Annotated in this window: 21 protein-coding genes; 12 read left to right on the top strand and 9 right to left on the bottom strand. The window is 66.4% G+C overall.

What is annotated here, in order from left to right; translation table 11 throughout:
* Nucleotides 1-68 precede the first annotated feature (68 nt).
* Both J2851_RS26995 and J2851_RS26990 read left to right on the top strand, forming a co-directional pair.
* Complete coding sequence (locus J2851_RS26995; RefSeq protein WP_209770197.1) at nucleotides 69-1,157, top strand: Do family serine endopeptidase; 1,089 nt, start codon at nucleotides 69-71, stop codon at nucleotides 1,155-1,157.
* A 6-nt stretch (nucleotides 1,158-1,163) separates the two neighbouring features.
* The gene (locus J2851_RS26990; protein ID WP_209770196.1) at nucleotides 1,164-1,895 is read left to right on the top strand and encodes a hypothetical protein; all 732 of its coding nucleotides are present in this window, start codon (nucleotides 1,164-1,166) and stop codon (nucleotides 1,893-1,895) included.
* Nucleotides 1,896-1,909: 14 nt separating this feature from the next.
* Here J2851_RS26990 and J2851_RS26985 read toward each other — a convergent pair whose 3' ends face one another.
* Nucleotides 1,910-2,518, bottom strand: coding sequence for a class I SAM-dependent methyltransferase (locus J2851_RS26985; RefSeq protein ID WP_209770195.1), 609 nt, complete (start codon nucleotides 2,516-2,518; stop codon nucleotides 1,910-1,912).
* Nucleotides 2,519-2,644: 126 nt separating this feature from the next.
* On the opposite strand from J2851_RS26985, the gene J2851_RS26980 reads away from it, so the two are divergent.
* From J2851_RS26980 to J2851_RS26960, 5 genes are all read left to right on the top strand, one after another.
* Nucleotides 2,645-3,172 (top strand): DUF1178 family protein, encoded by a 528-nt coding sequence (locus tag J2851_RS26980; protein WP_209770194.1) that lies wholly within the window; start codon nucleotides 2,645-2,647, stop codon nucleotides 3,170-3,172.
* 219 nt (nucleotides 3,173-3,391) lie between these two features.
* On the top strand, nucleotides 3,392-3,694 hold the full coding sequence (locus J2851_RS26975) for a DUF485 domain-containing protein (protein WP_209770193.1): 303 nt from the start codon (nucleotides 3,392-3,394) through the stop codon (nucleotides 3,692-3,694).
* Nucleotides 3,694-5,412 (top strand): cation acetate symporter, encoded by a 1,719-nt coding sequence (locus J2851_RS26970; protein WP_209770192.1) that lies wholly within the window; start codon nucleotides 3,694-3,696, stop codon nucleotides 5,410-5,412. Before J2851_RS26975 ends, J2851_RS26970 begins: the two co-directional genes overlap by 1 nt.
* Nucleotides 5,413-5,527: 115 nt before the next feature.
* Nucleotides 5,528-7,393, top strand: coding sequence for a putative nucleotidyltransferase substrate binding domain-containing protein (locus tag J2851_RS26965; RefSeq protein WP_209770191.1), 1,866 nt, complete (start codon nucleotides 5,528-5,530; stop codon nucleotides 7,391-7,393).
* A gap of 36 nt (nucleotides 7,394-7,429) precedes the next feature.
* A complete protein-coding gene (locus J2851_RS26960; protein WP_246500959.1) occupies nucleotides 7,430-7,966 on the top strand; it encodes a 3'-5' exonuclease family protein in 537 nt (178 codons plus the stop codon).
* A 109-nt stretch (nucleotides 7,967-8,075) separates the two neighbouring features.
* On the opposite strand, the gene J2851_RS26955 is transcribed toward J2851_RS26960, so the two are convergent.
* On the bottom strand, nucleotides 8,076-9,731 hold the full coding sequence (locus J2851_RS26955) for a sensor histidine kinase (protein WP_209770190.1): 1,656 nt from the start codon (nucleotides 9,729-9,731) through the stop codon (nucleotides 8,076-8,078).
* Between the two features lie 182 nt (nucleotides 9,732-9,913).
* Here J2851_RS26955 and mtnA point away from each other — a divergent pair, with 182 nt between their 5' ends.
* A complete protein-coding gene (gene mtnA, locus J2851_RS26950) occupies nucleotides 9,914-11,017 on the top strand; it encodes an S-methyl-5-thioribose-1-phosphate isomerase (RefSeq protein WP_209770189.1) in 1,104 nt (367 codons plus the stop codon).
* A gap of 200 nt (nucleotides 11,018-11,217) precedes the next feature.
* Here mtnA and J2851_RS26945 read toward each other — a convergent pair whose 3' ends face one another.
* On the bottom strand, nucleotides 11,218-11,865 hold the full coding sequence (locus J2851_RS26945; protein ID WP_246500958.1) for a 3'-5' exonuclease: 648 nt from the start codon (nucleotides 11,863-11,865) through the stop codon (nucleotides 11,218-11,220).
* Nucleotides 11,866-11,875: 10 nt separating this feature from the next.
* Nucleotides 11,876-12,457: an NUDIX domain-containing protein gene (locus J2851_RS26940; protein WP_209770305.1), complete on the bottom strand. Its 582-nt coding sequence runs from the start codon at nucleotides 12,455-12,457 to the stop codon at nucleotides 11,876-11,878.
* A 376-nt stretch (nucleotides 12,458-12,833) separates the two neighbouring features.
* Here J2851_RS26940 and J2851_RS26935 point away from each other — a divergent pair, with 376 nt between their 5' ends.
* On the top strand, nucleotides 12,834-13,877 hold the full coding sequence (locus J2851_RS26935) for an SAM-dependent methyltransferase (protein ID WP_246500957.1): 1,044 nt from the start codon (nucleotides 12,834-12,836) through the stop codon (nucleotides 13,875-13,877).
* Nucleotides 13,878-13,992: 115 nt separating this feature from the next.
* On the opposite strand, the gene J2851_RS26930 is transcribed toward J2851_RS26935, so the two are convergent.
* On the bottom strand, nucleotides 13,993-15,324 hold the full coding sequence (locus J2851_RS26930) for an ABC transporter substrate-binding protein (protein WP_209770185.1): 1,332 nt from the start codon (nucleotides 15,322-15,324) through the stop codon (nucleotides 13,993-13,995).
* 242 nt (nucleotides 15,325-15,566) lie between these two features.
* Between J2851_RS26930 and acnA the strand changes: the two genes are divergently transcribed.
* Both acnA and J2851_RS26920 read left to right on the top strand, forming a co-directional pair.
* Nucleotides 15,567-18,257: an aconitate hydratase AcnA gene (gene acnA, locus J2851_RS26925; RefSeq protein WP_209770183.1), complete on the top strand. Its 2,691-nt coding sequence runs from the start codon at nucleotides 15,567-15,569 to the stop codon at nucleotides 18,255-18,257.
* Nucleotides 18,258-18,924: 667 nt separating this feature from the next.
* Complete coding sequence (locus J2851_RS26920) at nucleotides 18,925-21,072, top strand: NACHT domain-containing protein (RefSeq protein ID WP_209770181.1); 2,148 nt, start codon at nucleotides 18,925-18,927, stop codon at nucleotides 21,070-21,072.
* Nucleotides 21,073-21,175: 103 nt separating this feature from the next.
* On the opposite strand, the gene J2851_RS26915 is transcribed toward J2851_RS26920, so the two are convergent.
* Nucleotides 21,176-22,816: a diguanylate cyclase domain-containing protein gene (locus tag J2851_RS26915; RefSeq protein WP_209770179.1), complete on the bottom strand. Its 1,641-nt coding sequence runs from the start codon at nucleotides 22,814-22,816 to the stop codon at nucleotides 21,176-21,178.
* A 161-nt stretch (nucleotides 22,817-22,977) separates the two neighbouring features.
* Nucleotides 22,978-23,886, bottom strand: coding sequence for a LytTR family DNA-binding domain-containing protein (locus J2851_RS26910; RefSeq protein ID WP_246500956.1), 909 nt, complete (start codon nucleotides 23,884-23,886; stop codon nucleotides 22,978-22,980).
* Nucleotides 23,887-24,003: 117 nt separating this feature from the next.
* Between J2851_RS26910 and J2851_RS26905 the strand changes: the two genes are divergently transcribed.
* Nucleotides 24,004-24,474, top strand: coding sequence for a DUF2141 domain-containing protein (locus J2851_RS26905; RefSeq protein ID WP_209770177.1), 471 nt, complete (start codon nucleotides 24,004-24,006; stop codon nucleotides 24,472-24,474).
* Here the strand turns inward: J2851_RS26905 and J2851_RS26900 are convergent.
* Nucleotides 24,464-24,919: a VOC family protein gene (locus J2851_RS26900; RefSeq protein ID WP_209770175.1), complete on the bottom strand. Its 456-nt coding sequence runs from the start codon at nucleotides 24,917-24,919 to the stop codon at nucleotides 24,464-24,466. The genes J2851_RS26905 and J2851_RS26900 overlap by 11 nt on opposite strands.
* An 11-nt stretch (nucleotides 24,920-24,930) precedes the next feature.
* Complete coding sequence (locus J2851_RS26895; RefSeq protein ID WP_209770303.1) at nucleotides 24,931-26,001, bottom strand: hypothetical protein; 1,071 nt, start codon at nucleotides 25,999-26,001, stop codon at nucleotides 24,931-24,933.
* Between the last annotated feature and the right edge of the window lie 152 nt (nucleotides 26,002-26,153).

The raw sequence follows: 26,153 nt of genomic DNA, 5'->3' as shown, positions 1-26,153 counted from the left end.
TGTTTTCTCCCAAATCTGCCGCTCCGGCATACATCTCCTGAAAAAAAGGTCTGGGAGGGTTCATCGTGATGAAGAGGACGGTTCGGTTCGCGGCGGCGGCGTGCGTGGCCGGGCTCCTGGGTTTTGCAGGCATGGGCGGGGGAATGCCGGCCCCGGCGTCGGCGGCGCTGCCCGCGGGCATCGGCGGCGCCACGACCATCGCCCCGATGCTGGAGCAGGTGACCCCGGCGGTGGTGAACATCGCCGTGCTGTCGCGCGCCCCGCAGGCGGAAAACCCCCTGCTGCGCGATCCGTTCTTCCGCCGCTTCTTCAACGTTCCGGAGCAGGAGGCGAGGCCGCAGGTCAGCGCCGGGTCCGGCGTGATCGTGGACGCGCGGCGCGGCTACGTCGTCACCAACGCCCATGTGGTGGAGAACGCGCAGGAGATCGCCGTCACGCTGAAGGACCGCCGGCGCCTGCGCGCCAAGCTGGTCGGGCGCGACGCCGCCACCGACATCGCGCTGTTGCAGATCGGCGCCGAAAACCTGACCGCCCTGCCCTGGGGCGACTCGGACCGGCTGAAGGTCGGCGACTTCGTGGTGGCCATCGGCAACCCCTTCGGCCTGGGGCAGACGGTGACGTCGGGCATCATCTCGGCGCTCGGCCGCAGCGGGCTGAAGATCGAGGGCTACGAGGATTTCATCCAGACCGACGCGTCGATCAACCCCGGCAACTCCGGCGGCGCGCTGGTGAACTTCAACGGGGAGCTGATCGGCATCAACACCGCGATCATCGGCCCGGCCGGCGGGTCGGTCGGCATCGGCTTCGCGGTCCCCGTCAGCATCGTGCGGTCGGTGATGGAGCAACTGGTCGAATACGGCGAGGTGCGGCGCGGCCGCCTGGGCGTCGCCATCCAGGACCTGACCCCCGACATCGCCGAGAGCATGAGCCTGACCGGCGACGCCGGGGCGGTGATCGCCAAGGTGGAGCCCAACTCGCCCGCCGACCGGGCCGGCATCCGCAGCGGCGACGTCGTGGTGGCGGTGGAGGGCCGCCCGGTGCGCAGCGCGACCGACTTCCGCAACCGGCTCGGCCTGCTGCGCGTCGGCACGCCGGCGCAGGTGACGGTCCTGCGCGGCGGCAACGAGCGCACCCTGACCGTCCGCACGGCGAAATAGCCGCGGATGATTGGACGTCCCCCGCCCCCCCGCCGGCCGCAGGCGCCGGCCGCGCCCGTCGTCGGTGCGGCCCAGCGCCAGCGCGAGGTCGCCAAGCTCCTGATGCAGCTCGACGCCATGCTGAAGAAGGCCGGCCTGCTGGCGGCCACGGCGCGCGAGCGCGTTTCCGTGGGCGGGATGGGCCGCTATCGGAAATTCACCAAGAAGGTGCGCGACTTCTTCGCGCTGGCCGCCGTCACCCAGGAGCGGCTGGACGCCGCCCCGCAGGAGATGGAGGAGCTGATCGGGCCGATGACCACCGCGCTGGAACGCCTGCACGCCCGTATGGTGATCCTGTTCGTGGAGGAAAGCGTCGCCTTCTTCGGCACCTTCGCGCGGGTGAAGGCCCTGCCCATCGGCACGCACGAGATCGTCGGGGTGGAGCTGCGCGCGCTGATGGAGGTGCGCAAGTTCCTCGACGACCCGCTGTACGACGGGGAGCGCGGGCAGTCCCTGCGCACGCAGGCGGACCGCATCGCCGGGCTGATGCGCGCGGTCATGGACCGCTGCCCGCCGCTGCCCGACTTCGGCGACGAGCCGAGCATCGGGCCGACCGGGGCCGTGAACAAGCCGATCCGCCCGCCTCGCCGCGCCACCGGCCCCCTGCCGCCCCGGCCGGCCGCGCCGCCCCTGCCGCAACCGGATCCGCGTCTGGAGGTCCGCCCGCTCAGCCTGGACATGCTGGACGACGAGGATTAGGGGACCGCAAGGCGCTAGGCCGCCGGCAGCGGCCGCGGTTCCGGGTCGCCGTCCAGGCCGGCACCGGGCGCCCGGTCGTTGACGGCGCAGATCCGCTGCATCACCGCCGCCTTGGGCGAGGCGACCTCGCCATGCTCGTAGGCGACGACCTGAAGGCGGTCCTTTGCTACCTCCAGAAGCTCCCCGCTGCGCAGCAGGAAGGAGGGGGAGGACGGGCGGCCGAAGCGGGCGTTGCCGAGGGCGAAGGTCTCGTAGATCAGCACGCCGCCCGGCTCCAGCGCGTCGAGCAGGGCGGGGAACAGCGGGCGGTGCAGGTAGTTGGTGACCACGATGCCGGAGTAACGCCTTGTCGTCAGCAGCGGCACCGGCTCCCCGGCCTCCAGGTCGGCCTCCACCAGCTCCACGCCCGGCGTCCCGGCCAGGTCGGCGACGCCGCGCAGGTCGCGGTCGGTCCCGACCACCGGGTGGTTGCGGGCGAGGAAATGGCGCAGGTGGCGGCCCGACCCGCAGGCGAGGTCGAGCACCACGCCCCCCGCCGGAACCAGCGGCGCGAAGCGCGCGACCCAGGGAGAGGGAGGGTTGAGGGCGGCGTGCGGCCCAGGGGCGGAAGGCGGAGCGGACACGGGCGAAGCTCCCTTAAGACGGGCGGGCGGGACAACGAACGGGCGGCGTTTGACGGTGGCGGCGCGCCGTGCTGAATTAGCGGCAGCCTACTTCCGGTTCAACACCTTGGAGCATCCGACGGGGACATGATCCTCTTCGTTCTGAAATGCACGGCCGACCACCGATTCGAGGCCTGGTTCCGCAACGGCGACGCCTACGAGGCGCAGGCCGCCTCGCGCTCCATCGCCTGCCCGGTCTGCGGCGACACGCACATCACCAAGGCCCCGATGGCGCCCAACATCGCCAAGGGACGGGCCAGGGACACGGCCCCTCCGCCGGAGGCCGCGCCGCCGGCCGCGCCGCCGGGCCCGGCGGCCCAGGCGGTGATGCCGGCCCCCGCGGAGGGGGCCTCCCCATCCCCGACCCCGACCGACGAGGCGCGCCAGCGTTTCGCCGCGGAGATGATGCGGCAGCTCACCGAGATGCGCCGCACGGTGGAGGAGAACTGCGACTACGTCGGCGACCGCTTCGCCGAGGAGGCGCGCCGCATCCATTATGGTGAAAGCGACCCGCGCGGAATCTACGGCGAAGCTTCCGCCAAGGATGTGGAAGAGTTGCGCGAGGAGGGTGTGGCATTTCATCGCATCCCCTGGCTTCCCCGCACGAACTCCTGAGGTCCTGGTCACACGTAATCCAACGTTCTCCTCGCGGGCCGATCGCGCGGACTGCGCGACGACCGCCCCGGAACAACCGTGCCGATCTTCGTCAAGCCGCTTTTTCACGGTTGTTCCACATCAAAAATGTTGACGGGACAGAGCATTACAAAGACCATAGGCTCAGAGTGTCTAATATGACCCGTCAAAAATCGCTCGGCACTCGCGAGGGGACGCACTATGAAAGAAAACGCTCAGAGGATTCTCGCGAATCCCAAATTCCAGGAGCTGGTGCAGAAGCGCAGCGCGTTCGCGTGGACGCTGTCGGTCGCCATGCTCGTCATCTACTTCGGCTTCATCCTGCTGGTCGCGTTCGGCAAGGGGTTCCTCGGCACCCCGATCGCAGGCGGCGTGACCACCTGGGGTATTCCCGTCGGCCTCTTCACCATCATTTCGGCGTTCATCCTGACCGGCATCTACGTCAACCGGGCGAACGGTGAATTCGACGAGCTGAACCGGCAGATCATGGAGGAGTCGAAGTGATGCGTTCGCTGGTCAATCGTGTGGGCGCCGCGGCCGCCGCGGCCGGTGCGCTCATCCCCGCGTCCGTGTACGCGGCGGCGGTCGAAGGTCAGGTTCAGAAACAGTCGACGAACTACGAAGCGATCGTCATGTTCCTGATCTTCGTGGTGGCCACGCTCGGCATCACCTACTGGGCCGCGCGCCGCACCAAGTCGGCCAAGGACTTCTACGCCGCCGGCGGCGGCATCACCGGCTTCCAGAACGGACTCGCCATCGCCGGCGACTACATGTCGGCCGCGTCGTTCCTGGGCATCGCCGGTCTCGTCTACACGTCGGGCTTCGACGGCCTGATCTTCTCGGTGGGCTGGCTGGTCGGCTGGCCGATCATCCTGTTCCTGGTGGCGGAGCGCCTGCGCAACCTCGGCAAGTACACCTTCGCCGACGTGGCCTCCTACCGCTTCCAGCAGACCCCGATCCGCACGCTGGCCGCCTGCGGCTCGCTGGCCACGGTGACCTTCTACCTGATCGCGCAGATGGTGGGTGCGGGCAAGCTGATCCAGCTTCTGTTCGGCCTGGACTATGTCGTCGCGGTCGTTCTGGTCGGCGTGCTGATGATCGCCTACGTGACCTTCGGCGGCATGCTCGCCACCACCTGGGTGCAGATCATCAAGGCCGTGCTGCTGCTGTCGGGCGCGTCCTTCATGGCCTTCGCCGTGCTGGCCAAGTTCGGCTTCAGCCCGGAGGCGCTGTTCGCCCGCGCCACCGAACTGCACCCGAAGAGCATCAGCATCATGGCGCCGGGCGCCCTCATCACCGACCCGGTCTCGGCCATCTCGCTGGGCATGGCGCTGATGTTCGGCACCGCCGGCCTGCCGCACATCCTGATGCGCTTCTTCACGGTGTCGGACGCCAAGGAAGCCCGCAAGTCGGTGTTCTACGCGACCGGCTTCATCGGTTACTTCTACATCCTGACCTTCATCATCGGCTTCGGCGCCATCGTGCTCCTGCTGGCTCCGGACGCCTCCGGTGCCTATCCGTTCCTCGACGCGGCCAAGCTGGCGGCGGCGGGCGGCAAGCCGGCTCCGGCGATGATCATCGGCGGCTCCAACATGGCGGCCATCCACACCGCGAACGCGGTGGGCGGCAACCTCTTCTACGGCTTCATCTCGGCCGTGGCCTTCGCCACCATCCTCGCGGTGGTCGCGGGCCTGACGCTGGCCGGCGCCTCGGCCGTGTCGCACGACCTGTACGCCTCGGTCATCGCCAAGGGCCGCGCGTCGGAGCATGACGAGATCCGCGTGTCGAAGATCACCACCGTGATCATCGGCATCGTCTCGATCTTCCTCGGCATCGCCTTCGAGAACCAGAACGTGGCCTTCATGGTCGGCCTCGCCTTCGTCATCGCGGCCTCGGCGAACTTCCCGATCCTGCTGATGTCGATGTTCTGGGGCAAGATGACCACCCGCGGCGCCGTGATCGGCGGCTGGGTCGGCCTGATCTCCTCGGTCACGCTGCTGGTCCTTGGCCCGACCGTGTGGAAGTCGGTGCTGGGCAACCCGGCCGCGATCTTCCCGTACGACAACCCGGGCGCCTTCACGATCCCGCTGTCGTTCCTCGCGATCTGGTTCTTCTCGATCACCGACAACAGCCAGACCGCCCAGGACGAGCGCCGCTCGTTCCAGGCCCAGTACATCCGTTCGCAGACCGGCCTTGGCGCGGAAGGCGCGTCGGCCCACTAAAGCGAATGGTCGCACCCGCCTTCCGCCTGCGGCGGAGCTGGTGTAATCTTCCAGGCGCCCCAAGACACGCTCTTGGGGCGCCTTTTTATATGTCCTTTGCTCAGCGGAGCGGGTCTTGTCCGACTCTCTTGATCCCGGCGCTTTCGATTTCGCCGTTCCTCCTTTCGATCGTCTGACCCCGGCCGAGCAGGCAAGCCTCGCGGCCAGCCTCGACCTCGGCCTCTACGCAAAGGACAGTGTGATCCTGAAGTCGGGCGAGCGGGCGGACTGTCTCTACGTCGTGATGCGGGGGTTGGTCCAGGAACGCCGGGGCGGCGAGGTGGCGGCGGTGCACGGCCCCCACGACAGCTTCGGCCTGCAGGCGCTGTTCGGGGATGATACGGCGGGCGGGGTCGCCTGTGTCGCGGCGGAGGACACCATCTGCCATCTGGTCCCGCGGCAGGCGCTGGTGGAACTGGCGCGCGACAACCCGGCCTTTGCCGACTGCATCTACCGGGATTTCGGGGACAAGCTCCGCGCGCTGGCCAGCGAGCGGTCCAACCGCGAGATGGCGGCGCTGACCATGGCGCGCATCCGGCAGGCCTACCTGCACCCGCCGGTCTTCGTCGACGCAACGGCCAGCCTGCGCGACGCCGCGCTGGCCATGAAGCGGAACCAGGCGAGCAGCGTGCTCGTCCGGGAGGGGAATGGGCAGGAAGGCGGCGCTCCGGGTGGCCCCAATAAGGACGAACGCATCGGCATCCTGACGGGGACGGATCTCCGCGACCTCGTGGTGCTGGACGGCCGTCCGGTGGACAGCCCGGTCGGCCCGGTCGCGCGCTACGAGCTGCTGACGCTCGACCGCGACGACCTGCTGTTCAACGCGCTGATCCTGATGGCCAAGCATTCGGTCCGCCGGCTGGTCATCACGGAGCACGGCGCGGTGACGGGCGTGCTGGAGCAGGCCGACCTGCTGGCCCTGCTGTCCAACCATTCCCAGGTGATCGCGCTGCGGGTGGACCGCGCGAACTCGCCGGACGACCTGGCCCAGGCCAGCCAGGACATCGTCGGGCTGATCCGCACCCTGCACGGGACGGGGGTGAAGGTGTCCTTCATCGCCGATCTGGTGACGGAGCTGAACCGCAAGATCTTCCGCCGCCTGTTCGAACTGCTGGCCCCGCCGGACCTGCTGGCGAATTCCTGCCTGATCGTGATGGGCAGCGAAGGGCGCGGCGAACAGCTGCTGAAGACCGACCAGGACAACGGGCTGATCCTGCGCGACGGCTACGACTGCCCGACGCTGAACGAGGTGACCGCGGCCTTCACCGCGCGGCTGGTGGAGTTCGGCTATCCGCCTTGCCCCGGCAACATCATGGTGTCCAACCCGGACTGGACGCGCCCGCTGGCCGCTTACAAGGACGCGGTCTTCCACTGGATCCACCGGCCGGACGAGACGGCGTCGATGAACCTCGCCATCTTCTATGACGCGGCGGCGGTGGCCGGCGACGCGTCCCTGCTGGCGGAGGCGAAGGGCTACCTGCTCTCGCGCCTGCAGGACAACCAGATGTTCTTCACCGCCTTCGCCCGCCCGGCGTTGGCCTTCGACACGCCCTCGGGCCTGTTCGGCGGCCTGTTCGAACGCCGGCGCAGCGAGGCGCTGGACATCAAGAAGGCCGGCATCTTCCCCATCGTGCACGGCATCCGGGCCCTGGCGTTGGAGAAGCACATGGATGAGACCAACACGGTGGAGCGCCTCTGGGCGCTGGCCGACCGGGGCGTGCTCGACCGCGGCTTCGCGGGGGAACTGGCGGAGGCCTTCACCTTCCTGTCGACGCTGCGGCTGAAGGCGCGGGTGGACAGCTCCGCGGCCGGCACGCAGACCGACAACCTCGTCCGCATGGAAGACCTCGGCAAGCTCGACCGCGACCAGTTCAAGGATTGCCTGGGGCTGGTGAAGAAGTTCAAGGAATTCATCGCCTACCACTTCCACCTGAATCACTAACCCTGAGCTATCGAACCCCATTGCGGAGTGCCGGGCATGCCGATCGACTTCACGGCCCGCGCGACGGGCCAAGGATTGACCGACCCCGACTACGCCTTCCTGTTGTCCGAGGAGGACACGGGGGAGCGGGTGGCGATCCATTGCGAGGCCACCTCCTACGACAAGGCCACGGCCGACCTGCGCAGCGTCGCCGCGGTGCGCATCCGGGGGCCGCGCATCCTGGCAAGCCAGCACCTCGCCTTGTCCTTCTGGCCGACCGAACCGGCGGAACCGGCGCTGGCGCGCCTGCTGCGCTTCATCGGCAACCGGCCGCTGGTCGGCTACTACCTGGACTTCACCGTGGCGATGCTCGACCGGCTGGTGCAGCCGATGATCGGCATGCCCCTGCCCAACGAGACGGTCGAGGTCTCCAGCCTCTACTACGCGCGCAAGACCAAGATTCCCGGCAAGAACGCGGTGGACCTGCGGCTGGACAGCATCCTGCGCGACCTCGACCTGCCGCCGCGGACCGGCGACGACGCCTACGCCCACGCGCTCGCCGCCGCGATGGTGTGTTTGCGACTGGAAGCGTAGGATCGTAGGTTGGGTGGAGCGCAGCGCAACCCAACAGCCTTCGCGTGGCGACGTGCGTTGGGTTGCGCTGCGCTCCACCCAACCTAAGGATGCAACGGGTGCGCGGGGGTCACGCCGCCTTGGAGCGGCGCAGGCCGTCGGCGGGGATGGTCAGGGTGAAGGTCGTGCCGCGCCGGTCGGCGGAGCCGCGGTCGATGTGCAGCGAGGCGCTGGCCTGCTGGCTCAGCGCCTGGACCAGGACGAGCCCCAGCCCGCCGTTCTTCCGCTGCGCGCTCGGCACACCCGGCGGCAGGCCGGTGCCGTCGTCGCGCACGGTCAGGCGCATGCCCTCCGCGTCGGGCAGCAGCTCCACGGCCACCGTGCCCGGATGGCCGGTGGGGAAGGCGTGCAGCAGCGCGTTGGACACCAGCTCGCTGGCGATCAGGGCGAGCGGCGTCGCCTGGTCCACGTCCACCGTCCAGGGCTCCGCCTGCACGGTCAGCCGCGCTCCGGTGGGGTTGGTGGAGCGCACCAGCCCGTCGCAGAGCTGCCGCAGGTAATCGGCGAAGTCGATGCGCGCCGGCTGGTCGGACCGGTAGAGCAGCTCCTGCATCAGGCTCATGCACTGGATGCGGCGCAGGCTTTCGTCGAAGGCGCGGCGGGCATTGTCGTCGATGCGCGCCGCCTGCAGGCGCAGCAGGCTGCAGATGACCTGGAGGTTGTTCTTCACGCGGTGCTGCACCTCCTTCAGCAGCACCTCCTTGTCGGTCACCGCGGATTCCAGCTGGGCGTTGGTGCGCTCCAGCTCGGCGGTGCGCTGGTGCACGCGCTCCTCCAGCGTGTCGTAGGCGTGCTGGAGCGCGTCCTCGGCCTCGCGCTCGCGGCGGGTGCGCTTGATGGCCAGCGCGCCGATCGCGCTCACCGCCAGCAGCGCCGCCAGCCCGTAGGTGCCGTAGGCCCACAGCCGCCTGTGCCAGCGCTGCATCACGCTGGCTCGCGGAATGGCGACCTCGGCCATCAGGGTCGTGCCGTCCACGCGCCGCTCCACGGCGATCTGCGGCTCCCGTCCGGATGGATCGGCCATCTGGGGATCGGCGGAATCATCCGTTCCCGCGGTTTCGCGCAGCAGGATGGTCCCGTCGGCCTTGCGCAGCGTGATGGAGCGGGCGTAGTCCAGGCCGAAGGACTTGTAGATGTCGCGGATGTAGCGCGGCGACACCGACACCACGGCGGCGCCGCGGAACTGGCCCGCGGCGGCCTCCAGCGGGCGGGCCAGCAGGATCAGCGGCTCCTGGGTGAAGCGGCTGTTCTCCACCGGGCCGATGAACAGGCCGCCCTCGCTTCTCAGCGTCTGGACATAGTCCCGGTCGGCGGCGTTCAGGTCCGGCGTCGGGAACTGGCGCGTGGTCAGCACCGCCTTGCCATCGCCGTCGACCAGCCAGATCGACACGACGTAGGGCGCGCTGCGCGCCAGCGCGGTCAGCCGGTCGAAGGCCGCGCGGTCGTCCGGCAGGGGGGCGCCGGGCGGCCCGGCCAGCGCGACCGCCTGTCTCAGGACGAGGTCGCTGGTTTCCACCAGCCGGGCGGCGTGCTCCGCCACCAGCAGGCTGACGTTCCCCGCGGTGTCGCGGGCGTGGCGGATCGACGCCTCGCGGTCGCGCCAGGCGAACAGGCCGGACAGGCCGAGCGTCAGCACGATGGCGACCGCGCAGACGATCAGCACCAGCGCCGTGCCGGGCAGCCGGTAGAGGAAGGACGGGTGGGAGCGAAGCGCGCGAAGGGGCATGAAGCCGCCATGTGGTGGACCGGTCCGGCGAAGCCAACACCCTCCGTCGAGGCAAGGTTCCATGGGTACGCCCCTTGATCCGGGCCGTTGATCCGGGCCGTTGAACCGGCAACCGCCGCCGCCTATTGTCGGCACTGAAACGGTGTGGCGCGGTGCGCGCCGTGCGTGAGGAGAACGGGCCCATGAAGATCGACGGCGTTGCCTACCGGACCATCTGGCTGGCCGGGGACGGCTGGTCGGTCGAGATCATCGACCAGACGAAGGCGCCGCACGACTTCGCCCTGGCGCGCCTGACCAGCCTGGAGGAGGCGGCCCACGCCATCCGCGCCATGCTGGTGCGCGGCGCCCCGCTGATCGGCGCCACCGCCGCCTACGGCGTCGCGCTGGCCTTGCGGGCCGACCCGTCCGACGCGGCGCTGGAGCAGGCCTGCGCGGTGCTGCTGGCGACCCGCCCGACGGCGGTGAACCTGCGCTGGGCGCTGGAGCGCATGCGCCGCCACCTGTCGGCCCTGCCTCCGGCGGAGCGCGCCGCCGCCGCCTACGCCGAGGCGGCCGCAGTCGCCGACGAGGACGTCGTCATCAACCGCGCCATCGGGGAGCACGGCGCCGCGCTGATCCGTCAGGCCGCGCTTCGGAAAAAGCCCGGCGAGCCGGTCAACGTGCTGACCCACTGCAACGCCGGCTGGCTCGCCACCGTGGACTGGGGCACCGCGCTCGCCCCGATCTACGTCGCTTTCGAGGAGGGCATCAAGCTCCACGTCTGGGTGGACGAGACGCGCCCGCGCAACCAGGGCGCCAGCCTGACCGCGTGGGAGCTGAACCACCACGGCGTGCCGCACACCGTCGTCGTCGACAACGTCGGCGGCCACCTGATGCAGCACGGCATGGTCGACCTGTGCATCGTCGGCACCGACCGCACCACGGCGACCGGCGACGTCTGCAACAAGATCGGCACCTACCTGAAGGCGCTGGCCGCCCACGACAACGGTGTGCCCTTCTACGTGGCGCTGCCGTCGCCGACCATCGACTGGGGCATGGCCGACGGCGTGAAGGAAATCCCCATCGAGGAGCGCGACCCCCGCGAGGTGACCGAGCTGACGGGCATCACCGCCGACGGCCGCATCGAGACGATCCGCGTCACCCCCGCCGGCAGCCCGGCCGCCAACTACGGCTTCGACGTGACGCCGGCCCGGCTGGTGACGGGGCTGGTGACCGAGCGCGGCGTGTGCCCGGCGACGCGCGACGGGCTGCTGGGGCTGTTCCCGGAACGGCGCGCGGTGGCGTGAGGGAGCGGCCCGCTGCCCCCTCCCTAACCCTCCCCCGCTCTCGGCGGACCGAAGGTCCGCCTGCCGCGTCAGAGCAAACCTTTGGTTTGCGCGAGAGCTTCGAGGTGGAGGGGACTGCCGCCGTCTTGCCCTCCACCGCCAACGGCGGGGGAGGGAGGGACCCGCGCGCGAGCGCGGGAGGGAGGGGGCACCGGTACCCCTCACCCCACCGGCACCAGCCTCCGCCGCCGCGGCGGGTTGCCGCCCTTGCAGGGGGTGTAGCCGTCCGGGGTCAGCTGGCCGAGCGTGATGCCGGTGGCCCCGGCGATCTCCCACAGATGCTCCAACCCCAGCGCCCGCGTGGCGGCCAGCGCGATGCGGCCGCAGGCTTCGGCGTCGCTGCCGGCGCGGTGGTGGTCGAGCGCGATGCCCAGGAACTCCGCGAGGTAGTTCAGCTTGTGCGCGGCCAGATGCGGCCAGGCCTTCCGCGACAGCGTCACCGTGCACAGGTAGGAGCAGACCGGCCAGTCCAGCCCATAGTCGGTCAGGGTGTGGCGCAGGACGCTGAGGTCGAAGGAGGCGTTGTGCGCCAGCACCAGCCGCCCCTCCAGCCGCCGGGCGAAGCGCGCCCACACCTCCGGGAACTCCGGCGCGTCGGCGACGTCCTCGGCGCGCAGCCCGTGGACGGCGGTGTTGAAGGGGTTGAAGCGCATCTCCCGCGGGCGGATCAGATGCTCTTCCGTCTCCACGACCCGGCCGTCCTCGATCCAGGCGACGCCGATGGAGCAGGCGCTTGTGCGCTGCTCGTTGGCGGTCTCGAAGTCGATGGCCACAGCCTGGAGCTTGGCGGCATGCATGGGATAGCGCATCGGTCCCCCGTCAGCCCAGGATCAGCCGGGTGACATCCTCCGGCAGGTCCCCGTCCAGGGCGAGCAGGCGGACCCGCAATAGGCTGGCCACCGCGATCGCGTCGGTGATCCCGCCGTTCTTGGCCATGGCGTAGGCCTCGCCGAAAGGCACGCGGCGCAGCTGCAGAACCTCCGTGTCGTCCGGGCAGGGCGCGCCCTGCTCCAGGCCCCAGGCCAGGAAGCAATAGGCGGTCTCGTCGGTGATGCTGTTCGACAGGTGCAGGGTCAGGATCGGCAGCCAATGGCGCGCGGTCTGCCCCGTCTCCTCGACCAGTTCGCGCTGGGCCGATAAAAGCGGGTCGACGCCCTTCTTGCCGCCGCCCTCCGGGATTTCCCAGCTGTACTGCTTCAGCGGGAAACGGTACTGGCCGACCAGGGTCACGCAGCCTTGGTCGTCGATGGGAACGATCCCGGTCGCGAGGTGCTGCGCGTGCATCACCCCATAGATGCCGGGGCTTCCCTTCGGGGTCAGGACATCGTGCTCGACGACCTTCATCCAAGGATTCTCGTAGATCGGCTTGGTGTTCAGGACGGTCCAGGGATTGCCGGTCATGTGCGGCACGCCGAAACTCCATCGGGGTGGGGCGGGGCGGGGTTGAGGCCAGACGAACTATAGGGTGCGGCCGGCGATGCTGCAACGCGGGGCCGACATCGGGGCGCTCGGATCACGGCAATGTCTCGCCGCCCGACGGCTCCTCCGGCATCAACAAAAGGCGAGGCCGGCCGGCTCCATTCAAGATGGATTGCGTAAAATTTGCGCCATATCGCTGAGTATCGGGATGTGATGTTTTGTTGCAACTTATGTGAGGATGGGTTTCTTGACAGGCGGAATGTTGGAGAATACCTCTATATTGAGAGGTAATCGCGAATAGCGCGGGTCTGTAACAGCATTTTGCTAAAATGCGATGCTGGTGGCGTGGAGGGCCGGCTTGGACCTTCGGGAGCGGGAACGCTGGCGCAACACGGATTGGCGCCATCCGGACTGGCGGACGAAGGTCGCCGCCTGGTGGGAAGGCTATGACCTGTCCGCCCTGGCCCGCGCGTCCCAGGCCGCCGCCCTCGCCCGGCGCTCGGTCCCGGGGCCGGTCGAGAGCATCGGCGCCGCTCCGCCCGGTGCCGCGGCGGGCGCGCCTTCGCCCGAAAGACCGGACGCGGCCGCGAACCCGGAGCTGGAGCGGCTGGAGGTGTTGCAGCTCGACCGGCAGGGCGAGCCGGTCTGGTCCGTGGCCCGCAGCGAGGGGGCGCAGATGCTCTGGGGCGAGGACGCCGTCGGCCCGGGCGACGCCCAGTGGATGGTCGACGCCGTCCGCCCCTTCGGGCTGAGTCCGGCCAAGAGCGTGCTGGACCTGACCGCCGGGCTCGGCGGGACCGCGCGGGGGATCGTCAACAGCTACGACACCTGGGTCACCGGTCTGGAAAGCTCGCCGCTGCTGGCGAAGCTGGGGATGGACCGATCGAAGGCGCTGGGATTGTCGAAGAAGGCGCCCATCGGCCATTACGACCCGGAGCATTTCAACCAGGCGGGGTCCTTCGACCTCGTGATGGCCGACCGGCTGCTGCACCGGGTGCGCGACAAGGAGCTGTTCCTCGACCGCGTGTGCGACTGCGTGAAGCCCCGGGGCGGCGTCCTGCTGTTCGACTATGTGATCGAGGGCACGCCCAGCAGCTGGGACAACTGGAACGGCTGGCGCGACGCGGAGCCCATGGAGGTTTACCCCTGGTCCACGGCGCGGATGGCGGACGAGCTGATCCAGCGCAACCTGGACGTCCGCATCACCGAAGACCTGACGCAGCTGCACCGCCGGCAGGTGGTCGACCGCGTCCGCCGCCTGGGCGAGGCGCTGACGACCGCGATCCCCGACGCCCGGCTGCTGAAGGCGCTCGGCCGCGAACTGGCCCTGTGGTGGGCGCGGCTGCGGGTGCTGGGCAACGGCCTGCGCTTCTGCCGCTACGTCGCCATGCGCCCGGCGTGAGGATCCGTCCGGAACCGTAGGTTGGGTGGAGCGCCAGCGAAACCCAACATCGTTTGCATGACGCCGTGTGTTGGGTTGCGCTGCGCTCCACCCAACCTACGAATCCTTCAGGCCGTTACGAACAGGTCCGCACCGCCAGCTTCCGCTCCGCGGCGAATTTGCGGGCGGAGTCCTCGACCAGGCTTCGGATCAGGGCGCGGCGCGGTTCGATGCGGTCGGAGACGACGCGCCAGCGCCGCCCGTCCCATTGCTGCACCCACAGGGGCGTCATGCCCTCGTGGTCGGCGCAGGTCGTGCGCAGCGGCGGCATGAAGCCGTCCAGGCCGAGCGCGGCCAGACGCTCCGCGGTCAGATCCAGGTGGTCGAAGCCCCAGGCGACCTGCGCGCCGGTCAGGGGCTTGTGCCCATGCTGGGCTTGCGCGCTGCGGATGGCCTCGACCAGAACGGCGGCGTTGAAGACGCCCCGGTTGTACAGAACCGTACCGACCTGCGCCGGGTCGCCGGCGCCGAGCCCGCGGGCGAGGACCTGGGCCTTGATGGCGCGGATCACCGCATGGTCGGCCCCGGCCGCGTGGAAGGCGATCGCCTTGTAGCCGACGGCGGCCGCGCCGACCGGGACCACGTCCTGCTCCGACCCGGCCCACCAGACCCCGATCATGCGGTCGGCGGGAAAGCCGGCCGCCGCCGCCTCGCGCAGGGCGGTGGAGTTCTGAACGCCCCAGCCCCACAGGACGACGTAGTCCGGCCGGTATTGCCGGGCGATCTGCATCCAGACCGCCTTCTGGTCCAGCCCGGGCGGGGCGACGGGGTAGCTGCGCATCTCGAACCCGAAGCGGGCGCGCAGGGCCTCCAGCATCGGCAGCGGTTCCTTGCCGAAGGCGCTGTCGTGGTAGAGGTAGGCGATCTTCCGTCCGCGCAGCTGCTCCGTCCCGCCGAGCTGGGTCGCGATGTAGCTGACGACGGCGTCGATGCCCGTCCAATAGCTGGCCGGCGCGTTGACCGCGTAGGCGAAAACCCGCCCGTCCGACAGGTCGGCCCGCCCGTAGCCGGAGGCGAAGACCGGAATGCGGTCGGTCGCGCTGCGCTCGATCAGGGCGTTGGTGATGCCGGTGGACAGGGACAGCACGGCCGCCGCCCCGGTCGGCCCCTTGGCCTTCAGCCGCTCGTAGCAGTCCACGCCCCGGTCGGTGTTGTAGCCAGTGTCGCACTCCTCCAGCGCGATCGGCACGCCGCCGACACCGCCGTCGCGCTGGTTGACCAGCGCGATGTAGTCGGCCACCCCGTCGGCGAAGGGGATGCCGTAGGGGGCGTAGGGGCCAGTCCGGTAGACGAGGTGCGGGAAGAACTGCGCGTCCGGGGGGATGTCCGCCGCTGACGGGGCGGCGAGCGGCACCAGGACGGCCAGGGCCGTCAGCAGGCCGGTCAGCCAGCGCGCGCGCGTCCCCATGCTGTTCCTCCCGCCCCGTTGTCTCGGCCGATTTTAGTATGGATCGGGGGCTTTTAGTACGAATAGAGCGGTCCGCCTACCTCTTCGGTTTCCGGCCCTTTGAAGGGCTACGGCACAGGCACTAAATCAGGCGGTTGAGACTTACGGCGGCCCATGCGCCCGCCGGGCGCCAACCAAAAATGCGCCCGCCGGCCGCCGCACAAAAATGAACCAAAGGCCCAACGAGCCATAGGAGGGGTACCGTGACCACGTTCACCGGTCAGGACACGTTGAAAACCCGTCGCTCCCTGTCCGTCGGCGGCAAGAGCTACGATTACTTCAGCATCAAGGCCGCGGAGGACTCCGGCCTCGGCGACCTTTCCCGCCTTCCCTATTCCATGAAGGTGCTGCTGGAGAACCTGCTGCGCTTCGAGGACGGGCGCACCGTGTCGGTGGACGACGTGAAGGCGGTGGCCCAGTGGCTCCAGGACAAGCGGTCGGACCGCGAGATCGCCTACCGCCCGGCGCGCGTGCTGATGCAGGACTTCACCGGCGTGCCCGCCGTCTGCGACCTCGCCGCGATGCGCGAGGCGATGGCGACGCTGGGCGGCGACCCGAAAAAGATCAACCCGCTGGTCCCGGTGGACCTGGTCATCGACCACTCCGTGATGGTCGACTACTTCGGCGACGCCGCCGCCTTCGAGAAGAACGTCGAGCTTGAGTTCGAGCGCAACCTGGAACGCTACGCCTTCCTGCGCTGGGGGCAGAAGGCCTTCAACAACTTCCGCGTCGTGCCGCCGGGCACCGGCATCTGCCACCAGGTGAACGTCGAGTATCTGGCCCAGGGCGTGTGGACCGACACCGACCCGGCCGGCAAGCTGGTGGCCTACCCCGACACGCTGGTCGGCACCGACAGCCACACCACCATGGTGAATGGCCTGGGCGTGCTGGGCTGGGGCGTGGGCGGCATCGAGGCGGAGGCGGCCATGCTCGGCCAGCCCATCTCCATGCTGATCCCGGAGGTCGTCGGCTTCAAGCTGACCGGCCGCCTGAAGGAGGGCACGACGGCCACCGACCTCGTGCTGACCGTCACGCAGATGCTGCGCAAGAAGGGCGTGGTCGGCAAGTTCGTGGAGTTCTACGGGCCGGGCCTCGACCACCTGACGCTGGCCGACCGCGCCACCATCGGCAACATGGCCCCGGAATACGGCGCCACCTGCGGCATCTTCCCGATCGATTCGGAGACCATCAAGTACCTGACCTTCACCGGCCGCGACGCCGACCGCGTGGCGCTGGTGGAGGCCTACGCCCGCGCCCAGGGCATGTGGCGCGACGCCAGCACGCCGGACCCGGTCTTCACCGACACGCTGGAGCTGGACATGACGACGGTGGAGCCGTCGCTGGCCGGTCCGAAGCGCCCGCAGGACCGCGTGCCGCTGTCCGGGGCCTCCCAGAGCTTCGGCGGTGATCTGGTGGGCGCCTTCAAGGCGGACGACGCCAACCGCTCCGTCCCGGTGAAGGGCGCCGACTACGGCCTGGACCAGGGGGCGGTGGTGATCGCCGCCATCACGTCCTGCACCAACACCTCCAATCCCGCGGTCCTGGTCGCCGCCGGCCTGCTGGCCCGCAAGGCGGTGGAGAAGGGCCTGACCACCAAGCCGTGGGTGAAGACCTCGCTCGCCCCGGGCTCCCAGGTGGTGACCGACTATCTGGCCAAGGCGGGCTTGCAGCCCTACCTGGACCAGCTGGGCTTCAACATCGTCGGATACGGCTGCACGACCTGCATCGGCAACAGCGGCCCGCTGCCCGACCCGATCGCCGCGGCGGTGGAGGAGGGCAACCTCGTGGTCGCCGCCGTCCTGTCGGGCAACCGCAACTTCGAGGGCCGCGTGAACCCGCACACGCGGGCGAACTACCTGGCCTCCCCGCCGCTCTGCGTCGCCTACGCGCTGGCCGGCAACATGAAGATCGACCTGACGAAGGACCCGCTGGGCACCGGCAGCGACGGCCAGCCCGTCTACCTGAAGGACATCTGGCCGTCGAACCAGGAGGTGCAGGACGCCATCAACGCCTCCCTGTCGGCCGAGATGTTCCGCAGCCGCTACGGCAACGTGTTCGAGGGGCCGGCCCAGTGGCGCGGCATCCAGACGGCGGAGGGCCAGACCTACCAGTGGCAGGCGGGTTCCACCTACGTGAAGCTGCCGCCCTTCTTCTCCGACATGCCGAAGACCCCGGCCCCGGTGTCGGACGTCCGGGGCGCGCGGGCGCTGGCCGTGCTGGGCGACAGCATCACCACCGACCACATCTCCCCCGCCGGCTCCATCAAGAAGACGGCCCCGGCCGGCGAGTATCTGCTGAGCCACCAGGTGCGCCCGCAGGACTTCAACTCCTACGGCGCGCGGCGCGGCAACCACGAAGTGATGATGCGCGGCACCTTCGCCAACATCCGCATCCGCAACGAGATGCTGCCGGGCGTGGAAGGCGGCGAGACCAAGCACTTCCCCTCCGGCGAGCGGCTGCCGATCTACACCGCCGCCATGCGCTACGCCAATGACGGCGTGCCGCTGGTGGTGATCGCCGGGAAGGAGTACGGCACCGGCTCCAGCCGCGACTGGGCGGCCAAGGGCACCAAGCTGCTGGGCATCCGCGCGGTGATCGCCGAGAGCTTCGAGCGCATCCACCGCTCCAACCTGGTCGGGATGGGCATCCTGCCGCTCCAGTTCAAGGACGGCCTGACCCGCAACGACCTGGCGCTCGACGGCACGGAGACCTTCGACATCGACGGCATCGAGCAGGACCTGCGCCCGCGCAAGGACGTGACCATGACCATCACCCGGTCCAACGGCGAGACGCGAAAGGTGCCGCTGCTGCTCCGCATCGACACGGTCGATGAGGTCGAATACTACAAGAACGGTGGCGTGCTGAACTACGTGCTGCGGAATTTGGCGGCGTAGGAGGCGCTGAAAGGAATGGGAGAGGGCCGCTTTCAAAAAAAGGCGGCCCTTCTACCAATTGCCTCAAAAAAAGATAATTTTTTTCCATGATTCCGATGCTTTTGATGTATGGTATCTCGCATTGGATACAGGCGTCATGCAGGAATATGTAATATGTTAAGCCTCTTAAAGATGTCTCCTGAGTACTTGTACAGCTTGTTTGGATTCGTAGCGTTTCCAATGGTGCTTATGGCGATAAAGTTGATCAAGAATGAATTAAAATCTGCTGTTCAATTCATAATCGAAGGGGTCATGTATTATTTTGTTAGAGTGTTTAGGCAACGTGTTGCAGCAGAACTCACGCTAAAAAAATATGCTCGGGCCCAACTTACCGGCCCCACCGGGTATCTGCCTGTTCCTTCAAGAAATAATGTTAAGCTTGAAACAGATAGGAGCTATGTACCATTGCTACTCGAAAATGCAGGATTAAGGAAGCTTGTTGATCATAACAGTGTTCTCGGAGTCGGTACGCGCATCCTGATCGTAGGAGATCCCGGGTCTGGCAAGTCTACATTCATTAAAAGGATTTTTCGAGATACATGCCGTAATGCTACAAGCGGAAGTAAAAATGCGAAACTTCCAATTAGAATAGAATTAAAGGATTTGGATATTGGAAAGACTACAAAAGATGAAAGGCATCGGCGATGCTCTGCTAAAGAATATAAAGTCTATTGTTGTAAAAAGCCATCTTTACAAGATCGAGCAGGCCTTCGACGATTTTATAATGGGGAACGGTGTACTGTTTCTCTTCGATGGCCTCGATGAGGTTGCAAGCGAAAAGTATGCAAGAATAGAAAGATCTTTGATTAAGCTGAGTGAAGTGTTGCGTTCTTATGGAAGCGGGAACGTTGTTGTGATTTCTATGAGGATGCAATTCTATTCCAGCATCATCGGTGATTTAAGTGAAGAATATCCTGTTGCGTTATCGGTTAAGCCATTTTCTCCGTCTGATATTCACAGATTTTTGTCCAGTTGGCCTTTTGGGCAGAATGCTGTAGGAAACGTAAACCGTATTTATGCTGACTTATCCGAAAAACCCGCACTCAGAGAAATGTGTGCCAATCCACTTGTCTTGTCCATGTATGTGGCCGAGGATCAAGCATCCGAAGGAGGATTTTTTCCGGAATCGCGAACAGAATTTTACGATCGGGTGGTTAATGAGTTCCTCATTCGTAGACGAATAAAGCAAGTCGGCGGTCGTTCTGGCAGTGCTTCAATAAAAGAGCAATGGGAAAAGATTTTAGGGCAATTGGCCTATGAGCATCTTTCGAATGAGAAGGAGCCTCAAAATTTGCTCAATTACTCTCACGCTATTAGGGTCATAGAAGATATTTCAGATATGAATCCGATAGAAGCGAGAAATAGCTTTGCTGAGATTTCCAAAGAGACAGGATTGATCGCAGAAGAAAGAATTGGACAAACGCTTCGCTTCTTGCATCTTAGCATTTGTGAGTTCCTTGCGGCGTCCTATTGTGTTCGTCATAGGAGCAACGGTTTGGAGGTTTTACTCGATGAATATCGAAGGTTAGTGAATCTCGCGCAAGCGGCTGGGGCCCGCCTGATCGAAGTAATCCCCTTTTCAGGAGGACTAGAAGCGCCTTATCGTAGGCCGAAGCTTGTAGAAAGTGTATACCAATTCGACGATGACCGGCTTATGCTAAAGGTGTTTCTCGAAACAAAAGCTTATACATGCCCAGAGTGGGAGGGCTACGTCAAGAAATTCTACAATGAATCACTGGATAGAGGCAGGGGGGTGATGCATGAGGCGGCTTTAAGTGATGTGTTTTTATTTGTACTTGTGCTTCGTGATGCGGATGAGAATGCAAAAGCTATCAAGTCAACTGCATTAAGTTTTGATGTTAATAAATTTTTAGAAGAATTATCTCAAGAGCGCAATTTGCCCATTAAACTCGCAATTTCCGAATATGCCCGTCAGGATGCCGTTGCGGCACTCCGCTTGTCCGAGGTTCTGGGCATAAGCTTTATTGACGAATTCTGGGAAACTATCCTTGTAAACTGTGATCAATCGCCCATGCTTTCTGTAGCGATTGAGCAGGCTGTGTCAAGCAGCGCTGACGCGAATAAATGGCGCCAATTGCTGGCCGAGGCTGCACTGATTATGCCTAGTGTTGCTGGAGAATTGGACAGCCATCATCCCAGCGGTCGACTAATGAGGCAAGTGGATGCTTTGAAAAAAGATCATCAGTGGCATTGCGGTGGCGCAATCAGAAGAAGCTTCTTAACTGATCTGCTCAGCTATGCAATCTACCATAAGAATGATGCTACTGATTCGAGAATTTTAGACGTAATTAAAGAAATTAAGCGCCCAGGTTCCTGCAATATAATGTTCTTCACTTGTCGCATTGTATCGGCTTTGTTTTCTTTCGCTGTGGGGTCGGCGACCTTATTGTTCGCTTTATACTTAATTGGAGCTTTTGATGATTATGTTTTTGCAACGTTAATTGCTTCTTCAGGTATAAAGGAATATTTGTTATGGTACGGCATCTCATTCGCTCTTGTTACGTACTCAATTTTAATCTTCACAATAATTGGTGCAGAAAGGAGGAAAATGTTCCGTTGCATTCTTGGTCGTGGCAGGACATACGAAGCTATTCTGGCATTCAGATTTATAAAAATTCTTGGTGTTGTTTCAGAGTTTGACGTGTATAGCACGCCATTTCTCCGCATATTTGATAAAAATTCTGTAAAAGCTTATTATAAAATTATGGCCCGTCGAGGATGGCTTGGAGATTTGCGACAAGAGAAGGAGTTATAATTCGTCAAATAAGTCCTTCACCCCAGGGCCAGCAGGTCGCGGCCAAGTTCTACCGGAATGCAGGCGAAGAAAGGAAGGCGGGCTTGGGGGTGGCCCCGCGCGCTCACACCCGCGCCAGCGCTCCCGTCGACCGCTTGACCGCGTACATCGCTTGGTCGGCGTGGGTCAGCAGGTCGCGGGCGGTCAGGCCGTCTTCGGGGTAGAGGGCGATGCCGACCGACAGGCCGACCGTCACGCAGGTCCCCTCCACCTCCATGGGGGCGGAGACGGCGTCGCCGCATTTGCGGGCGACCAGCTCGCTGGCGATGCGGGCGTCCTCCTGCTCCATCAGCAGGATGGCGAACTCGTCGCCGCCGATGCGGGCGACGGTGTCGGCGCTGCGCAGCACGCCGGTCAGGCGGCGCGCCACCTGGCGCAGCACCTCGTCGCCGGCGCCGTGGCCGAGCGTGTCGTTGATCGGCTTGAAGCCGTTCAGGTCGATGTAGAGCAGGGCGAACGGGCGGCCGTTGCGGTCGGCCCGCGCGATCGCCTGGCGCAGCAGCTCCTGGAACATCGCGCGGTTGGGCAGGCCGGTCAGGGCGTCGTGGTGGGCGATGTGCGCCATGCGCGCCTCGCTCTCCCGCAGGGCGGCCTCCTGCTCGCGCAGCTTGCCCAGCAGGTAGTTGAAGCCCAGCGCCAGCTCGCCGACCTCGTCCTGGCGCCGGATGGGCAGCGGGGCGAGCGGGATCGCGCCGTCGGCCATCAGGTGCATGCGCCGCGCCGCCTCGCTGAGGGGGCGGAGGATGAAGCGGATGATCAGGGTCACCAGCACCGTCATGACGACCAGCGTGACCGCGCTGACCGCCGCGACCAGGTGCCGGACGTCCTCGACCGACCGGAAGGCCTCCGTCGTCGGCAGGCGGGCGACGATGAACCACCCCGGCGTGGGGACCGAGGCGATGGCCGACAGCTCCTCCTCCCCGGCGGCGTTGACGGTGATGCCGGTGCCCCGGTACCCCGCCATCGCCCGGTCGTGCAGCGGGTTCACGCCCGCCGGCGGCGTGCTGGACAGCACCATGTCGGGTTTGTTGGCGGCGACGAACAGCTTGTCGCGCGGCGACACCAGCAGGAACCCGCCGGTGCGGCCGATCCGGTTCTCCTGGACGAGGTTGAGGAAGCCCGGCGCCATCAGCGCGGTGACCCCCGCCAGCACGGCGGCCGGGGCTCCGTCGGGTCCGGGCACCGGAGTGGCCATGATGATCACCGGCTCCCCGCTCAGCACGCTGCGCGCCGGGCGGCCGATGGCCGGCGTCCGGCCGTCGCGGGCGGCCAGGAACCAGTCCTTGGCGGAGTTGTCGACGCCGCTGCGGCCGGGCAGCGGCGGGTATTCCGCGATCACCCCCTTGCCGTCCAGCGGCAGCACCGCCATGCCCTTGGAAAACAGCGCCGACGCGTCCTGTCGTTCGGCCAGCCACGCCGTCAGGCCGGCCGGGTCGGACAGAAGGCCGTGGGGCAGGGCGGCAACGGAGCGTTGCAGCAGGTCCAGCCGCGCCTTGAACTTCTCGTCGATGTCGTGCGCGACGTAGGTGGCGATGGACAACTGGTGCGCGGCCGACAGTTCCTCGACCTTGTCCTTGAAGAAGGAGGACAGGAAGACAATCCGCACGAAGGCGCCGACGATGACCAACGCCATGCCGACCGCCACGACTCGGAACGCGATGCTGGAGCCATGGCGACTCAGTCTCTGGGCGATACCAGTCACCATCCACAAATCCCGACGGTCAAGAAAACGTCAAAGTTGTCTCAATCCCAAGCATCAACGCGGCAACAAACAATGTCAATTCCGGCTTGATACATAGGCGTGCCAAGCAGGTACGGGCGTGCCGGCGGAAATCCGGTTGTTCAACGTTTGATTGCCGGCGGGCGTCAGCCGCCGGTCTTTTCCGCCCAGCCGGCCGCCCGCACGTTCGCGGCGTAGCTGCGGCTGACCGGGACGCGCAGCTCGTTGCGCAGCACCAGCGTCAGCTTGCCGTCGGGCTTGCGCTCCACGCCGCTGACGGCCGCCGCCGCAACCCAGTAGGAGCGGTGCACCTGCCGGCCGTCCAGCCCGGACAGTTCGGCGATCGCGTCGCGCAGGCGCATCAGGATCAGGTCGCTCCCCTCCGCCGTGTGGACGCGCACGTAATGGTCCTCCATCTCCAGCGCCAGCAGGTCACGGCCGAGCTTCGCCGGAAGCCGGGCGAAGAAGGCGGGCTCAGACCGGGGCGACGCTTGGGGCGACATTTGGGGCGACGCTTGGGGCGCCATCGGGGTGTGCGGCGGCGGGGTGGCCGCTGCTGGGGCGGATGGCGCGAGCAGGCCCCGGCCGTGCAGCTCCAGCCACAGCGGGGCGGCGGAGGCGAGCGCGGTGACGACGGTGACGTAGACCATCAACTCCGCCAGACCCAGCGGGTGCAGGAAGTCGTGGCCACGCACCGACCATTCCAGCAGGGCGACGACCAGGGTCACCAGGAGGACGGTCCCCGCGGCCACGCCGGCCAGCATGGACCGCCATGCCTTGGCCCGGTCCTTCAGCAGGCGGAGGGCAGCGTGGGTCAGCAGTTCGAAGGCGAGGGAGCCGAAGCCGATCAGCCCGCCCCAATAGGCCAGCCGTTCCGCCAGCGTCAGTTCGCGGAACGTCCCGAAGGGACCGAGGACGGTCAGCACGGCCACCGTCGCCAGGAACACCGGCAGGCGCTGGCGCAGCATCCGGGACCGGAAGGGGAGGGAAGGCCGGCCGGATTGGAGGGAGTCCGGTCCGTCCGGCCCCGGCGCTTCACGCATCGTGAACAGCATGGCCCTGCATTCCACGAATGTGGCCCCCGCCAGCCCCGAAGCGGCGGTGGCGCGCGGCCGTCACCATCCGGCATTGGAAGGCGACGCACCAACCGAACCGCGACTCCGAAGGCGAGCATGAAGACCGCAAGTTGGACATTCCCGTTTCGAAGGGCCCGGCGACCGATGGCGCCGGCCGCGATGGTCCTGGCGTCGTTCTTTGCGGCGGCGGGCGCCGACGCGGGGGAGCTTCGCGCAACCGTCCGGAACGTCAAGCCCCAACAGGGCAAGCTGTGGGTGGCCTTGTACGAAAGCGCCGGGGCCTACGCGGCGGACTGCCGTTTCGCCGGGCAAATCGTCGATCCGTCGGGGCCGGAGGTGGCGGTCATGTTCACCGGGCTGGCGCCGGGACGCTACGGTCTGGCGGCTTTCCAGGACCTGAACGGCGACTCGACGTTCGGCAAGACCATGCTGGGACTTCCAACGGAGCCCTACGGCTTCAGCCGCGACGCGAAAGCCGGACTCTTCGGTCCGCCCGCCTTCGACGCGCTGGCCGTGACGGTGGATGGGGCGGCCGTTGCGGCCACCACCATCACGCTCACGGACTGATCCGCTGGGCCAGTTCCAGCAGGATGCCGTCGGGGTCGCGCAGGTAGCACATGCGCTTGCCCTTCGGCAGGATGGAGCGGGGGACCTCCACCACGGCGCCCACGGGCGTGGCGCCGGCGCGGATGGCGCGCTCCCGCACTGCGTCGATGTCGTCCACGGTGATGGCGAAATGCCCGATGCCCACCTTGTCCATATCGGCATCGTCCATCCCGCCCGGGCCGGGCTGTGGCTGCGGGAAGCACAGCATCTCGATGCGCAGGCCGTGCTCCGCGTCGACCAGGATGGCGCAGTCGGCCACGGCCCCCTCAGTGCCGCGGATGGCGTCGAACCAGTCGCCGGACAGCGTCTGGCGCAGCATCAGCGTCAGGCCGAAGGTCTCGCCGTAGAAGCGGATGGCGCGGTCCAGGTCGCGCACGCTGATGTTCACATGGTCGAAGCTCGGCACGGGTCCTGTCCTCATACGGCGCTGGTGCGGGCGGACTGTTCCAGGGTCTTGATGTGGGACAGGCCGGGCAGGATTTCCGACTTCACGAACTCCATGCGCCGGTTCGGGCCGCCGCCGCCGCGGGCGAAGCGCGCCTTCCACAGGTCCATCTTCACCGCCAGCCCGCAGAGCACGCCGCCGATGGTGACGTGGTGCGAGGCGATCAGCTCCCGGATGGAATGGAAGGTTTCGGCGTTGATATCGCGCCAGAAGTCCTTGGACCGGTTGTCGAAGCTTTCGAACCGCCCGGTGATGGAGGTGGAGATGTCCGTCAGGTCGCGGGAGATCTCGTCCAGCATGCGCATCTGCCGGGCGTCGCGCTTGACCTCGATGGAGTTGCGGATCTCGCCCATCCAGGACAGGAACTTCTGGATCTCCGGGACGATGTCGTCCAGGCATTTCTTGAAATAGGCCAGCGACAGGAAGACGTCGCCGTACTCCTCCAGGAACTTCGGGATCTCGTGAAGCTCGATGTCCAGCCGGTCGGCCATCATGCGCAGGTTGCGCAGCGCCTCCTCCCGGTTGGGGTTGGCGAACATGGCGATGATGTCGGTGACGTCCTGCACCTGCATATCCACCGACCCGTAGACATGCTCGACCAGCGGGCGCGTGAAGACGCGCATGTAGTTGGTCAGTTCCTTCTTCTTCTTGTCGGACAGGGTCAGCGACTGGACGTTGTTGACGTCGATGTTCAGCCGGCGCAGCTCGATGCGCGAGGTGTAGACGTCGAAGCTGGACGCGGCGGCGATCTTCTCGATCTTGACCAGGTCGCGTTCCACCTCGTCCTTGTAGGATTCGAAATAGACGGCGACGTTGCGCGGCGCGATCTGGCCGCTGCCGGTCTGCACGTCGTGGAACATCTCCACGACGGTCTGCAGGCGGACGTTCTTGATCAGGCGGGCGTGCTGAAGGCCGGGCGTTTCCAGCGGGATGGTGGACAGCGGCATGATGTGCAGGGAATCACGCGCCTCGTCCTCCCACGCCTTGCGCTTGGCCGCGTCGCCGCGAGACTTGGGGGTGGCCTCCGCCGCATCCTCGTCCATCCCCTGTCCGGCCGCGCCCTGACCGTCATCCAACTGTCGTCTCCCAGAAGCAGCCCGCCCGAAAAAGGTACCTCTTTTTCACCCTCAAGATAAATTCTTTCGCCGGATAGGCAAGGCCGCCGGTCGGCCATGGTGCCGATGTCACGCCGTAC

Source organism: Azospirillum rugosum (assembly GCF_017876155.1).
Lineage (GTDB): Bacteria > Pseudomonadota > Alphaproteobacteria > Azospirillales > Azospirillaceae > Azospirillum > Azospirillum rugosum.
Note: the sequence above shows the minus strand (reverse complement) of the source record. Positions and strands in the feature narration are given on the sequence as shown.